Source organism: Streptomyces sp. CNT360 (genome assembly GCF_000424785.1).
In genome coordinates, this window is record NZ_AUKO01000001.1 from 506,367 (window position 1) to 519,750 (window position 13,384).

At 69.3% G+C, this 13,384-nt stretch carries 11 protein-coding genes and 1 riboswitch; of the genes, 8 read left to right on the forward strand and 3 right to left on the reverse strand.

Going from position 1 to position 13,384, the window contains the following annotated elements:
• Positions 1–4: 4 nt before the first annotated feature.
• From H297_RS0102180 to H297_RS0102190, 3 genes are all read right to left on the reverse strand, one after another.
• Entirely contained in the window at positions 5–835 is an 831-nt protein-coding gene (locus H297_RS0102180) for a carbohydrate ABC transporter permease (protein WP_027735709.1), read from the reverse strand.
• Positions 835–1,845, reverse strand: coding sequence for a carbohydrate ABC transporter permease (locus tag H297_RS0102185; RefSeq protein WP_027735710.1), 1,011 nt, complete (start codon positions 1,843–1,845; stop codon positions 835–837). The genes H297_RS0102180 and H297_RS0102185 overlap by 1 nt, the downstream gene beginning before the upstream one ends.
• A gap of 69 nt (positions 1,846–1,914) precedes the next feature.
• Positions 1,915–3,138: an extracellular solute-binding protein gene (locus tag H297_RS0102190; RefSeq protein ID WP_051351493.1), complete on the reverse strand. Its 1,224-nt coding sequence runs from the start codon at positions 3,136–3,138 to the stop codon at positions 1,915–1,917.
• A gap of 341 nt (positions 3,139–3,479) precedes the next feature.
• Here H297_RS0102190 and H297_RS0102195 point away from each other — a divergent pair, with 341 nt between their 5' ends.
• From H297_RS0102195 to H297_RS0102230, 8 genes are all read left to right on the forward strand, one after another.
• Positions 3,480–4,277, forward strand: a complete 798-nt coding sequence (locus tag H297_RS0102195) for a GntR family transcriptional regulator (RefSeq protein ID WP_027735712.1) — start codon at positions 3,480–3,482, stop codon at positions 4,275–4,277.
• A 287-nt stretch (positions 4,278–4,564) separates the two neighbouring features.
• Positions 4,565–6,685 carry a carbon starvation CstA family protein gene (locus H297_RS34030; protein ID WP_051351494.1) on the forward strand — a complete coding sequence of 707 codons (2,121 nt, stop codon included), beginning with the start codon at positions 4,565–4,567 and terminating at the stop codon, positions 6,683–6,685.
• The gene (locus H297_RS0102205) at positions 6,682–6,882 is read left to right on the forward strand and encodes a YbdD/YjiX family protein (protein ID WP_027735713.1); all 201 of its coding nucleotides are present in this window, start codon (positions 6,682–6,684) and stop codon (positions 6,880–6,882) included. The genes H297_RS34030 and H297_RS0102205 overlap by 4 nt, the downstream gene beginning before the upstream one ends.
• 131 nt (positions 6,883–7,013) lie before the next feature.
• Positions 7,014–7,322, forward strand: a complete 309-nt coding sequence (locus H297_RS0102210) for a DUF3311 domain-containing protein (RefSeq protein ID WP_027735714.1) — start codon at positions 7,014–7,016, stop codon at positions 7,320–7,322.
• Positions 7,319–8,995: a monocarboxylate uptake permease MctP gene (gene mctP / locus H297_RS34035; RefSeq protein ID WP_486589374.1), complete on the forward strand. Its 1,677-nt coding sequence runs from the start codon at positions 7,319–7,321 to the stop codon at positions 8,993–8,995. The genes H297_RS0102210 and mctP overlap by 4 nt, the downstream gene beginning before the upstream one ends.
• Positions 8,996–9,092: 97 nt before the next feature.
• Entirely contained in the window at positions 9,093–9,590 is a 498-nt protein-coding gene (locus tag H297_RS0102220; protein ID WP_027735715.1) for a GNAT family N-acetyltransferase, read from the forward strand.
• Between the two features lie 67 nt (positions 9,591–9,657).
• Positions 9,658–9,794, forward strand: a riboswitch (cobalamin riboswitch).
• Positions 9,795–9,902: 108 nt separating this feature from the next.
• A complete protein-coding gene (locus H297_RS0102225) occupies positions 9,903–12,329 on the forward strand; it encodes a ribonucleoside-diphosphate reductase subunit alpha (protein ID WP_027735716.1) in 2,427 nt (808 codons plus the stop codon).
• A complete protein-coding gene (locus tag H297_RS0102230) occupies positions 12,329–13,357 on the forward strand; it encodes a ribonucleotide-diphosphate reductase subunit beta (RefSeq protein WP_027735717.1) in 1,029 nt (342 codons plus the stop codon). Before H297_RS0102225 ends, H297_RS0102230 begins: the two co-directional genes overlap by 1 nt.
• Positions 13,358–13,384 lie beyond the last annotated feature (27 nt).

Here is a 13,384-nt window from a genome sequence, read left to right on the forward strand (position 1 = left end):
GGAGTCATCCCTTCACCGCGCCGGAGGTGAGGCCGGCCACCGCCTTGCGCTGGAGGTAGAGGAAGAGCAGCAGGATCGGGACGGCGAAGAGCGAGGCCGCCGCCATCGTGGCGCCCCAGTCGTCGCCGAAGGCGGTCTGGAACTGCGACAGCCACAGCGGCAGCGTCTGTGCCTCCGCGTCCTTGTTGAGGATGAGCACCATGGGGAACTCGTTCCACGCCGTGATGAACCCGAAGAGCGAGGTGGCCATCAGCCCGGGGGCCAGCAGCGGGAAGATCACCCGGCGGAACGCCTGGAAGCGGGTGCACCCGTCCACCATCGCGGACTCCTCCAGGTCCTTGGGCACGGCCGCGACGTAGCCGCGCAGGGTGATGATGGTGAGCGGCAGCACCATGACGGTGTAGAAGAGGGTGAGCGGCACCAGGCTGTTGAGCATGTCGGCGTCCCGCACGAGCATGTAGATCGCGATGACCATGACCTCCCAGGGGGCCATCTGGGCGATCATGAATGTCAGCAGGATGCCCTTGCGTCCCTTGAACCGCATGCGGGCCAGCGCGAACGAGGCGAACAGCGCCACCAGCAGCGAGATGCCGACGGACAGCACGGTGACGGTGACGGAGTTGCGCACCAGCGTCCAGAAGTTGTCGGCGTGCACCGCCGTGGAGAAGTGTTCGAGAGTGGGCGAGGTGGGGAACCAGACGGGGTTCTCGGTGATGATCTGCCCGTTCGGCTTGAGCGCCGTGTTGAACATCCAGTAGACGGGGAAGACGAACCCCACGAACAGCACCAGCGCGGCGGCGTTCGGCCATATCCGGCCCAGCAGTGACCGTTGCATCAGGCCTTGGCCCCCTTGTTCTCGCCCGCCTCTTCTTCGTTCTCCTGACGGATCACCAGCCGCAGGTAGTACGCCATCAGCGCCAGCAGGATCAGGATGGTCAGGATCGAGATCGCCGCACCGGCGCCGTAGTGCTGGTTGCCGACGCCCTCGACGAAGGCGTAGACGGGCAGCGTCTCGGTCAGCCGGTCGGGGCCGCCCTCGTTGACGGCGAACACCTGCGGGAACGCCTTGAAGATCCAGATGACTTCGAGGAACGTCGCGACCATCAGGAACGGCTTGAGGAACGGGAAGGTCACGTTCTTGAAGCTCTTCCACGCGCCGGCCCCGTCCAGCGCCGCGGCCTCGTACAGCTCTTTGGAGATCGTGGTCGTCGCCGCGTAGAGGTTGATCGCCACGAACGGCACCGAGATCCACACGATGAGCAGCGAGATGACGAAGAAGGTGGAGAGCTGGCTGCCGGTCCAGTTGTAGTCCGCCATCGAGTCGAACCCGATCTCGGCGAGCACCCAGTTGACGACGCCGAACCGCTGGGAGAACAGCCACTGGTAGACGGTGGTGCCGGCGATGGGGGGCATGGCCCACGCCAGCACCAGGCCGACCGACAGCAGCAGCCGCATCTTCGTCCCGAGCCGCGCCAGCAGCAGCCCGATCAGGGTGCCCGCGATCATGATGGCGACGACGTTGACGGCCGTGAAGAGCACCGAGCGGAGGGTGACCCGCCAGAACGTGTCACTGGTGAGGGTGTCGGTGTAGTTGCCGAGCCCGTTCCACTCGGTCACGTGCTGGATCAGCTGGGTCATGTTGAGGTTCTGGAACGACAACATGGCGTTGTTGACCAGCGGCCAGCCGAGGAAGACGGCCGTCAGCCCGAGCGCGGGCAGCAGCAGCAGATAGGGAAGGGAGCCCTTCCGCGCGGCACGCCCCTCGCGGGGCGGCGCCCCGGGGGCCCCCACCGCTTCGACGGGCACCTTGTCACGAGGCGGTGCCTCACCGGTTTGCACAGACATTGCGGACTCCCACCGGGGTGGGTGCGGCACGCCGCCCCCACCCCGCCTCGGACGGGTTACTGCTTTCGGTTACTGCTTCTGGGACAGCCGCTTGTTCATCTCGTCCTCGACGCCCTTGGCCGCGGCCGCGTGCGACTTCCCCTTCAGGACGGAGGTCATGTACGTCTTGATCGGGTTGGGCGGGTTCTCCACCGCGCCCCACTCGGGGACCAGCGGCGTCAGACCGCCGCCCTTGACGGCGGGCGCGGCGGCCTCGGCGGCCGGGTTGCCCTTCAGACTGCTCTGCAGGGACTCCTTGTTGGGGATGACGCCGCTCTCCTTGGCCAGCGCCCCCTCGTACTTGTCCGACAGGGCGATCTTGAGGAACTCCTTGGCGAGCTCCTGCTTCTCGCTGCCGGCGGCGATCGCCAGGTTGGAGCCGCCCAGGAAGACGCCCTCGGGCTTGCCGGCGCTCTCACCCGGAACGGTGAAGTAGCCGATGTCCTTCTCGATCTTCTTGTTGGCCTTGACCGCGGTCGCCGCCTCCCAGCTCAGACCGACGAAGGCGCCCGTCTTCCCCTTGGCGAAGACCTCGCCCTGCTGCGGGGTGGCCTCGTCCTTGTCCTTGGGCGCCTTGGAGTAGGAGGCGTACTTCTTGTAGACCTTCATCGCCTCGCCGACCTTGGAGTCGGCGAGGTTGGAGACCCACTTGCCGCCCTTCTTCTTGATCAGGTCGGCGTCGTTGCCGATGAGCAGGCCGTCGAAGAAGTACCAGTTCTGGCCGGGCATGTAGAGCGGCTCGGCGTCGGTCTTCTGCTCGATCTTGTCCAGGTCGGCGAAGAACTCCTCCCGGGTCGCGGGCGTGCCCTTGATGCCGGCGTCAGCCCAGATCTTCTTGTTGTAGATGACCGTGCGGTTGACGGCGAACCAGGGGGCGGCGTACTGCTTTCCGTCGTAGACCGCCGACTTGTTGAGGGAGGAGGTCCAGTCCTTGCCGAGGCTCTTCTTGAGGTCACCGAGGTCGGCCAGTCCGCCGGTGCGGGCGTAGGCGGGCGTCTGGGTGTTGCCGATCTCCAGGACGTCCGGCGGGTCCGACTCGGAGAGCGCGGTGGTGATCTTCTGCTGGATCCCGTTCCACTGCTGGACCTCGAACTTGAGCTTGGCCCCGGTCTTCTTCTCGAAGGCAGCCTTGACGTCCTTCGTCCACGCGTCCGGTGTGGATCCGTCCATCGCCCAGAGGGTGAGGGTCTGGCCCTTGAAGCTGTCGGGGCCGGACTTCTTGTCGTCGGACCCGCAAGCGGCGACGTTCACCATCAGCACCGCGACACCGGCCGCGGCGATGAGGCCCTTTTGATGACGTTTCACTGCACTCTCCCCTGCACACTGGAACGCTCGCACAGCAGCGCATCCGGACGGCCCGTCCGTCCGGACAGCACATCCGGGGCCCGTCTGGACAGTTGGTTTAGACCAATGCGCAGAGCCTGGCCTAGACCTTTAGGGGTGTCAACGGTGTATAAAGCTCGCAGTCGGTTCCGTTATCGGAACGACATCTGAGCTGGGGCGGGCGCACCGGGCGGGGCCGTGCCACGATGTGAACCGCCAAGCACACGGAGGAGCCGGTGACGGCAGCACGAGGCGAGTCGGAGAGGCGGGCCATGAGCACGGACGGGGGCGGCGCCATGGCGCCGACCGCCGCGGACACCGCGACCGCAGGCGGCAACGGATCGGCGGCCCGCACCGCACGCGTGCCCAAGTACTACCGACTCAAGCGGCACTTGCTGGAAATGACCGAAACCCTGCCGCCCGGAACCCCCGTGCCGCCCGAGCGCACCCTGGCCAGCGAGTTCGACACCTCCCGCACCACCGTGCGCCAGGCCCTCCAGGAACTGGTCGTCGAAGGACGGCTGGAACGCATCCAGGGCAAGGGCACCTTCGTGGCCAAGCCGAAGGTCTCGCAGGCGCTGCAACTGACCTCCTACACCGAGGACATGCGCGCCCAGGGCCTGGAGCCCACCTCGCAACTGCTGGACATCGGCTACGTCACCTCCGACGACCGGCTCGCCGGCCTGCTGGACATCCCCGCGGGCGGACGCGTGCTGCGCATCGAGCGGCTGCGGCTGGCCAGCGGGGAGCCGATGGCGATCGAGACCACCCACCTGTCGCAGAAGCGCTTCCCCGCGCTGCGCCGCAGCCTGGTCAAGTACGCCTCGCTCTACACCGCGCTCGCCGAGGTGTACGGCGTCCACCTCGCGCAGGCCGAGGAGACGATCGAGACCTCCCTGGCGACCCCGCGCGAGGCCGGGCTGCTGGGCACCGACGTCGGACTCCCGATGCTGATGCTCTCCCGGCACTCCCGCGACACCGACGGCGAACCCGTCGAATGGGTCCGCTCGGTCTACCGCGGCGACCGCTACAAGTTCGTCGCCAACCTCCAGCGCCCCACCGCCCGCTAGCCGTGGTTGCCCTCTCGCGCCGTGCCACGCAGCGGAGTTGAGATCCAGTAACCCTCCTGCAGGGGGTATAGCGCGGGCCCCGTGGCTGTTCTACGGTCACCCTGCCGTCGTGGTGCGCCCACCCAGTGGTGGGCCGGGTGTCTCAAGGAGGAACGCGCGTGCGCAACTCTGCCCAGCAGGACACTGGCCGGTCCGCGCCCGGCACCGCTCGGTCCGCCGGGGGTCCCGGCTGGCGACCGGTGGCCGGGTGGGCGCTCGTCGCGCTGGTCGGCGCGGCGGGCTGGGCGATGCTCGCGCTCGCCCGCGGCGAGGAGGTGTCGGCCGCCTGGATGGTGGCCGCCGCACTCGGCTCGTACGCCATCGGCTACCGCTTCTATGCGCGCTTCCTCGCCCGCCGCGTGCTGCGTGTGGACGGGAACCGGGCCACACCCGCCGAACGGCTGGACAACGGCATCGACTTCCACCCCACCGACCGACGGGTGCTGCTGGGCCACCACTTCGCGGCCATCGCCGGGGCGGGACCGCTGGTCGGCCCGGTGCTGGCGGCCCAGATGGGGTATCTGCCGGGCACCATATGGATCGTCGCGGGCGTCATCCTGGCCGGTGCCGTGCAGGACATGGTGACGCTGTTCTTCTCGATGCGCCGGGACGGCAAGTCGCTGGGGCAGATGGCGCGGGAGGAGATCGGCCCGGTCGGCGGGGCTGCGGCGCTGCTCGCGGTCTTCGCCATCATGATCATTCTGCTGGCGGTGCTGGCGCTCGTCGTCGTGAACGCGCTCGCCGAATCGCCGTGGGGCACCTTCTCGATCGGCATGACCGTTCCGATCGCTCTGTTCATGGGCTTCTATCTGCGGGTGCTGCGGCCCGGACGGATCACCGAGGTCTCCCTCATCGGCATCGCGCTGCTGCTGCTCGCGCTGGTCGCCGGGCGGTGGGTGGCCGAGTCCTCGTGGGCGGGCGCCTTCACCCTGGACAAGCCGACCCTGGTCCTGTGGATCCTCGGCTACAGCCTCGTCGCCTCCATCCTGCCGGTCTGGATGCTGCTGGCCCCGCGCGACTACCTTTCGACGTTCATGAAGATCGGCACCATCGGGCTGCTGGCCGTCGGCGTCGTGGTGGCGCTGCCGACGCTGAAGATGGAGGGGGTCACCGACTTCGCCGGGGTCGGCGACGGGCCCGTGTTCGCCGGGTCCCTCTTCCCGTTCGTGTTCATCACCATCGCCTGCGGCGCCCTGTCCGGGTTCCACGCGCTGATCTCCTCGGGCACCACGCCGAAGATGATCCAGAAGGAGACCCAGGTACGGATGATCGGGTACGGCTCCATGCTGATGGAGTCGTTCGTGGCGATCATGGCGATGGTCGCCGCCTGCATCATCGATCCGGGGCTCTACTTCGCGATGAACGCACCGGCCGGCGTGGTCGGCGACTCGGTGCAGTCCGCCTCCGAGGCGGTGCGCTCGTTCGGGTACAGCATCAGCCCGGATCAACTGGCAGCCGCCGCGAAGGCGGTGGAGGAGTCCTCGCTGCTCTCCCGTACGGGCGGGGCGCCGACGCTCGCCATCGGGGTCTCGGACATCTTCTCGCAGGTCGTGGGCGGCTCGGGCATGAAGGCGTTCTGGTACCACTTCGCGATCATGTTCGAGGCGCTGTTCATCCTCACCGCGCTGGACGCCGGCACCCGGGTGGGCCGGTTCATGCTCCAGGACATGCTGGGCAACGTGTACAAGCCCTTCCGGCGCGTCAGTTGGTGGCCGGGGCTGCTGGTCTGCAGTGCCGTGGTCGTCGGACTGTGGGGCTACTTCCTGTGGGTCGGCGTGCACGAGCCGCTCGGTGGGATCAACCAGCTCTTCCCCCTCTTCGGCATCGCCAACCAACTGCTGGCGGCCGTCGCCCTGGCGGTCTGCACCACGCTCCTGGTCAAGTCCGGACGGCTGAAGTGGGCCTGGGTGACGGCGGTACCGCTGGCGTGGGACACGGTGGTGACGCTGACGGCGAGCTGGCAGAAGGTCTTCTCCAGCGACCCGAAGGTCGGCTTCTTCCAGCAGCGCTCCGACTACCAGGACGCCATCGAGGCGGGCAAGGTCATCGCGCCCGCCAAGACCATGGACGACATGCACACCGTCGTCACCAACTCCACCGTGGACGGCGTGCTTTCCGCCCTGTTCGCGCTGCTGGTCGTGATCGTCCTCGTGGACGCAGGCCGCACCTGCCTCAAGGCGGTACGCGACCCGGGCGGCGCTGTACTGCACGAGGCGCCGTACGTGGCCTCCCGGCTGGTGGCGCCCGCCGGTCTCCTTCCCACCAGGGCGGAGAAGGCCGAGCAGGCGGCACTGGCCGCGGCCGGACCGCGCGGGGCCGGACCGGACGAGGCGGACCAGCCGCCCGGCTCCGCGGGAGACGGCAGGTGAAGTCCGTGCTGCGGGCCGGGCGATGGGTGCGCTGGTACGTGCGCGAGCTGACGGGCGAGAGCGCCTACGAGCGGTACGTCGCCCACGTACAGCTGCACCAGGGGCCGCACGCCCCGGTGCCGGGCCGCCGGGAGTTCGAGCGGCACCGTACGGACGCGCGCGAGGGCGACCCCCGCGAGGGGTTCCGCTGCTGCTGAGTCCTGCCGGGAGTCCGCGGACTGTCGTGTCCGCTATACGGACGGGCCGTGACGTGGATCAAAGCCCTCCTTTAAGTTGCGTGCACCTTGCATGATCCACGGATACATCCGAACGAGGACGGAGCACGCACATGTCCGCACCACCCCCGACGGCCGGGAAAAGACGCCCGGTCATCACCCCGGCACGCGTCGTGGCGGGCCTGTGCCTGTTCGCGCCGTTCGTCGGCATCCTGTGGGTGGGCTCCTACGCCCGTGTCGAGCCGACGCTGATCGGTGTCCCGTTCTTCTACTGGTACCAGATGCTGTGGGTGCTGGTCTCCGCCGTGCTCACGTCGATCGCCTACCGCATCGTGCGCCGGGAACAGGCGGCCGCGCGGCGTGCCGTGGCCGCCGGCACCGTCGCCGAGGCCGCCGCGGCGGAAAGCGGTGAGGCCCGATGAAGGACGTCAACGGCATCGCACTCGCCGTCTTCATCTTCTTCTTCGTCCTCGTCACCGTGATGGGTTTCCGCGCCGCCCGGTGGCGGAAAGCGGCGAACGAGAACAGCCTGGACGAATGGGGGCTGGGCGGCCGCAGTTTCGGTACCTGGATCACCTGGTTCCTGCTCGGCGGCGACCTGTACACCGCCTATACCTTCGTGGCCGTTCCGGCGGCCATCTACGCGGCCGGCGCCTCGGGATTCTTCGCGGTGCCGTACACCATTCTCGTCTACCCGCTGATCTTCACCTTCCTGCCCCGCCTCTGGTCGGTCTCGCACCGGCACGGATATGTGACCACGTCCGATTTCGTGCGCGGCCGGTTCGGCTCGCGGGGCCTCTCGCTCGCCGTCGCGGTGACCGGCATCCTGGCGACGATGCCCTACATCGCGCTGCAACTGGTGGGCATCCAGGCGGTGCTGGACGTGATGGGCATCGGCGGTACGGAATCCACCAACTGGTTCATCAAGGACCTGCCGCTGCTGATCGCCTTCGGCGTCCTGGCCGCCTACACCTACTCCTCCGGGCTACGCGCCCCGGCGCTGATCGCGTTCGTCAAGGACGCACTCATCTACCTGGTCATCGCCGTCGCCATCGTCTACATCCCGATCAAACTCGGCGGCTTCGACGACATCTTCGCCAAGGCGGGCGACGCCCTCTCCCAGAAGAACCCGGCAACCGGACAACCCCGCGGCGAGATCGTCAGCGGTGACAAGTCGCAGTGGGCGTACGCCACCCTCGCCTTCGGCTCCGCGCTCGCCCTGTTCATGTATCCGCACTCGATCACGGCGACGCTCTCCGGCAAGAACCGGAACGTCATCCGGCGCAACACCACCATTCTGCCGCTGTATTCGCTGATGCTGGGGCTGCTGGCACTGCTCGGATTCATGGCGATCGCCGCCGGCGTCAAGGTGGACAACGGCCAACTCGCCATTCCGCAGCTTTTCGAGGACATGTTCCCCGACTGGTTCACCGGCGTCGCCTTCGCCGCCATCGGTATCGGCGCCCTGGTGCCGGCCGCCATCATGTCCATCGCGGCGGCCAACCTGTTCACCCGCAACATCTACAAGGACTTCCTCAAGCCGAACGCCACGCCCGAACAGGAGACCAAGGTCTCCAAGCTCGTCTCCCTGCTGGTCAAGGTCGGCGCCCTCGTCTTCGTCCTGGGCATGGACAAGACCGTGGCCATCAACTTCCAGCTGCTGGGCGGCATCTGGATCCTGCAAACCTTCCCCGCGCTGGTCGGCGGCCTGTTCACCCGCTGGTTCCACCGCTGGGCGCTGCTGGCCGGCTGGGCCGTCGGCATGGTCTACGGCACGGTCGCCGCGTACGGCGTCGCCAGCCCCGCCCAGAAGCACTTCGGCGGCAGCAACGACGTCATCCCCGGCATCGGGGAGACCGGCTACATCGGCGTGACGGCATTCGTGGCGAACGTGGCCGTGACCGTGGTCGGCACGCTGGTGCTCCGGGCCCTCAAGGCGCCCGCAGGCATCGACGAGACCCGGCCGGAGGACTACACGGCCGACGCCCCGCAGCCCGGTACCGCCCCGGCGAAGGACCCGGCACCGACGGTCTCCACCGGCAAGGGGCCGGACACCGGCGAGGACCCCCAGGTGGAGGCCACCGCCGCGCACTGAGGCCGCAGCCGCGCTTCCGGCGCGGCCGGAACCGCCCTGACACCCGCTCCCGTTCTGCACGGGGGCGGGTGTCGGTGTCACGGGCCATGATGGCGGCATGGACCTCACCATCCGGGCCGCCCGGCCCGACGAGTACGCCGAGACCGGAGAGTTGGTCGCCCGCGCCTACCTGGACGGCGGGCTGTTGGACTTCGGCGAGGACGATCCGTATCTGACGACCCTGCGCGACGCCGCCTCCCGCGCCGCCCAGGCGGAGCTGCTGGTGGCCGAGGACGGGCGGGGAACGGTGCTCGGCACGGTCACCTTCGTCGGCGCCGGCGGGCCGTACGCGGAGCGCGCGGCCGAGGGCGAGGGCGAGTTCCGGATGCTCGCCGTGCGCCAGGGCGCGCGGGGGCGCGGAGTGGGCGAGGCGCTGGTGACCGCCTGCGTGGAGCGGGCCCGCGCCCTGGGCCTGCGCGGGCTGGTGCTCTCCACCCAGCGGCACATGTTCGCGGCGCACCGGCTCTACGAGCGGCTCGGTTTCGTACGGACGCCCGAGCGGGACTGGTGCCCGGTCGAGGACGTCCCCCTGTGGGCCTACACCCTGGCGCTGTGACGGCGCCACACCGACACACCGCACCGAACAAGACACAAGATATGGGGGGTCACAGCCAGGGGGCCACAACATGTATGCTCCCTCACGGCCGTCGCCACTGACGCAGGGGAACCCGGTGCGAATCCGGGACTGTCCCGCAACGGTGTGCGGAGCAGCTCGGTGCTGCCCGCGAGTCCGATCACCTGCCGGCGCCGGCATCGACACGTCCGGGTCTCGTGGACTGGGCCGGCGGACGGAGCGCGGAGGGCCTGTCCTGCCCGCTCCCCCACGCCGTGCCCCGCCGCGAGCACGAGCAGCGAGGGAGAGCATCGCGTGACCATCGCCCCCACCGCCCCGTCACCCAGTCAGGAGCGGACCCCTCCAGGCTCCGGCCCGGACCCCGCCACGGACGCGGCGGACGGCCCCGCCGCCGCCCTGAGCGAAACCCTCACGGCGCTGGCCGCGGGCCTCCCCGACGCGGACCCGGCCCCCGTGCTCGCGGCGGCGCTGCGCGGGCGTGCCCCGGCGGCCACAGCGGCCGACCTGCGCACGCTGGCCGTCGAGGCCGCCGCGGGTCTCATCAGCGAGGAGCCGTCCTACTCGGCGCTCGCGGCCCGGCTGTTGACCCTCGCGATCCGTGACGAGACGGCGGCCGCCGGTGCCACCAGCTTCTCGGCGTCTTCGGCCCTCGGCCACGCCGAGGGGCTGATCGCCGAGCGCACCCACGCCTTCGTGCAGGCGCACGCCGCCGCGCTCGACGCCCTGGTCGAGGAGGCCGTCGCGGAGGGTGCCGACGACAGGTTCGGCTACTTCGGGCTGCGCACCGTGCACTCCCGCTACCTGCTGCGGCATCCCACCACGCGGCAGGTCGTCGAGACGCCGCAGCACTTCTTCCTGCGGGTGGCCTGCGGTCTGGCGGCGGACGAGTCGGCCGAGGCCCTCGCCGAGGTCACCGCGTTCTACCGGCTGCTCAGCTCGCTGGCCTACCTGCCCTCCTCGCCCACCCTGTTCAACTCCGGCACCCGCCACCCCCAGATGTCCTCCTGCTACCTGCTGGACTCCCCCAGGGACGAGCTGGACTCGATCTACGAGCGTTACCACCAGGTGGCCCGCCTGTCCAAGCACGCGGGCGGAATCGGTCTGCCCTTCTCCCGCATCCGCTCCCGCGGCGCACTGATCCGCGGCACCAACGGACACTCCGGCGGCATCGTGCCCTTCCTGCGGACCCTGGACTCCTCGGTCGCCGCGGTCAACCAGGGCGGCCGGCGCAAGGGGGCCGCCTGCGTCTACCTGGAGACCTGGCACGCGGACATCGAGGAGTTCCTCGAACTGCGCGACAACACCGGCGAGGATGCGCGCCGCACCCACAATCTGAACCTCGCGCACTGGATCCCCGACGAGTTCATGCGGCGCGTCGAGGCCGACGCCGACTGGTCGCTGTTCTCCCCCTCGGACGTGCCCGGGCTGGTCGACCTGTGGGGCGCGGAGTTCGACGCCGCCTACCGGGCCGCGGAGGCAGAGGGCCGCGCCGTCAAGCAGGTGCCCGCCCGCCAGCTGTACGGGGCGATGATGCGCACCCTCGCGCAGACCGGCAACGGCTGGATGACCTTCAAGGACACCTCCAACCGCACCGCCAACCAGACCGGCGCGCCCGGACACGTCGTGCACTCCTCGAATCTGTGCACGGAGATCCTGGAGGTCTCCGACGACGGCGAGACCGCCGTGTGCAACCTGGGCTCCGTCAACCTGGCCGCGCACCTGGGCGAGGACGGCCGGATGGACTGGGAACGGCTGGACGCCACGGTCCGCACGGCGGTGACCTTCCTGGACCGCGTGGTGGACATCAACTTCTACCCCACCGAGCAGGCCGCGAGCTCCAACTCCCGCTGGCGGCCGGTCGGTCTCGGCGTGATGGGGCTCCAGGACGTCTTCTTCCGCCTCGGGCTGCCGTTCGACTCCGAGGAGGCCCGCGAGGTGTCCACCCGTATCGCCGAGCGGATCATGCTCGCGGCGTACGAGACCTCCGCCGAGCTGGCCGAACGGCACGGCCCGCTGCCCGCCTGGGAGCTGACCCGCACCGCACGCGGCGTCCTGCACCCCGACCACTACCCGCAGGCGAGCGAGGGCCGCGCCTGGCCGCACCGGTGGGAGGCGCTGCGTACCCGCCTCGCCCGCACCGGGATGCGCAACGCGCTGCTGCTGGCCATCGCACCGACCGCCACCATCGCCGCCATCGCCGGGGTGTACGAGTGCATCGAGCCGCAGGTCTCCAACCTCTTCAAACGCGAGACGCTCAGCGGGGAGTTCCTCCAGGTCAACGCGTATCTGGTGGCCGAGCTCAAGCAGCACGGGCTGTGGAACGCGCGGACCCGCGAAGCGCTGCGCGAGGCCAACGGCTCGGTGCAGGAGCTGCCGGGGGTGCCCGCCCGGGTCCGTGCGCTCTACCGCACCGCGTGGGAGATTCCGCAGCGCGCCCTCATCGACATGGCCGCCGCCCGCACCCCCTACCTGGACCAGAGCCAGTCGCTGAACCTGTTCCAGTCCGCGCCCACCATCGGGAAGCTCAGCTCGATGTACGCGTACGCCTGGAAGCGCGGCATCAAGACGACCTACTACCTGCGCTCGCGCCCCGCCACGCGGATCGCGCAGGCGGCGGGAGCGGCCACCGCCGGTGCCGTTCCCGCGCCCACCCCGCCGACGGCCGGTGAAGCCGTCGCCTGCTCCCTGGAGAACCCCGAGTCCTGCGAGGCCTGCCAGTAATGTCCACGGCACCCACATCGACCACGACGCCCAGCCTGCTCGACCCGGGCTTCGAGCTGACCCTGCGGCCCATGCGCTACCCGCACTTCTACGAGCGCTACCGGGACGCCATCAAGAACACCTGGACCGTGGAGGAGGTCGACCTCCACTCCGACGTCGCCGACCTGGCCAAGCTCTCCCCCGGGGAGCAGCACATGATCGGGCGGCTGGTGGCGTTCTTCGCGACCGGCGACTCGATCGTCGCCAACAACCTCGTGCTCACCCTCTACAAGCACATCAACTCCCCCGAGGCCCGGCTGTATCTGTCGCGGCAGCTGTTCGAGGAGGCCGTGCACGTCCAGTTCTATCTGACCCTGCTGGACACCTACCTGCCCGACCACGACGAGCGGGCTCAGGCGTTCGCCGCGGTGGAGAACATCCCCTCCATCCGGGAGAAGGCGCAGTTCTGCTTCCGGTGGATGGATTCGGTCGAACACCTCGACCAGTTGGGCAGCGCGGCCGACCGGCGCCGCTTCCTGCTCAACCTGATCTGCTTCGCCGCCTGCATCGAAGGGCTCTTCTTCTACGGCGCGTTCGCCTACGTCTACTGGTTCCGCTCCCGCGGCCTGCTGCACGGGCTGGCCACCGGCACCAACTGGGTCTTCCGCGACGAGTCCATGCACATGTCCTTCGCCTTCGACGTGGTGGACACCGTGCGCCAGGAGGAGCCCGAGCTGTTCGACGCCGAGCTGGAGAAGGAGGTGGTGGCCATGCTGGACGAAGCCGTCGAGGCGGAGCTCCAGTTCGCCCGCGATTTGTGCGGCGAGGGGCTGCCCGGCATGAACACCGCTTCCATGCGCGCGTACCTGCAGGCCGTCGCCGACCAGCGGCTGCGCCGGCTGGGCTTCCCCGAACGCTACGGGGCCACCAACCCGTTCTCCTTCATGGAGCTGCAGAACGTCCAGGAGCTGACCAACTTCTTCGAGCGCCGCCCGTCCGCCTACCAGGTCGCCGTCGAGGGTTCGGTGTCGCTGGACGACGACTTCTGATCCGGCCGGCCGCAGACGGCCGGCACG

Bases quoted from the DNA above. Each gene is read 5' to 3' on its own strand.
- H297_RS0102180 (WP_027735709.1), bottom strand. From the start codon at position 835: ATGCAACGGTCACTGCTGGGCCGGATATGGCCGAACGCCGCCGCGCTG.
- H297_RS0102185 (WP_027735710.1), bottom strand. From the start codon at position 1,845: ATGTCTGTGCAAACCGGTGAGGCACCGCCTCGTGACAAGGTGCCCGTC.
- H297_RS0102190 (WP_051351493.1), bottom strand. From the start codon at position 3,138: ATGGTGAACGTCGCCGCTTGCGGGTCCGACGACAAGAAGTCCGGCCCC.
- H297_RS0102195 (WP_027735712.1), top strand. From the start codon at position 3,480: ATGAGCACGGACGGGGGCGGCGCCATGGCGCCGACCGCCGCGGACACC.
- H297_RS34030 (WP_051351494.1), top strand. From the start codon at position 4,565: ATGCTCGCGCTCGCCCGCGGCGAGGAGGTGTCGGCCGCCTGGATGGTG.
- H297_RS0102210 (WP_027735714.1), top strand. From the start codon at position 7,014: ATGTCCGCACCACCCCCGACGGCCGGGAAAAGACGCCCGGTCATCACC.
- mctP (WP_486589374.1), top strand. From the start codon at position 7,319: ATGAAGGACGTCAACGGCATCGCACTCGCCGTCTTCATCTTCTTCTTC.
- H297_RS0102220 (WP_027735715.1), top strand. From the start codon at position 9,093: ATGGACCTCACCATCCGGGCCGCCCGGCCCGACGAGTACGCCGAGACC.
- H297_RS0102230 (WP_027735717.1), top strand. From the start codon at position 12,329: ATGTCCACGGCACCCACATCGACCACGACGCCCAGCCTGCTCGACCCG.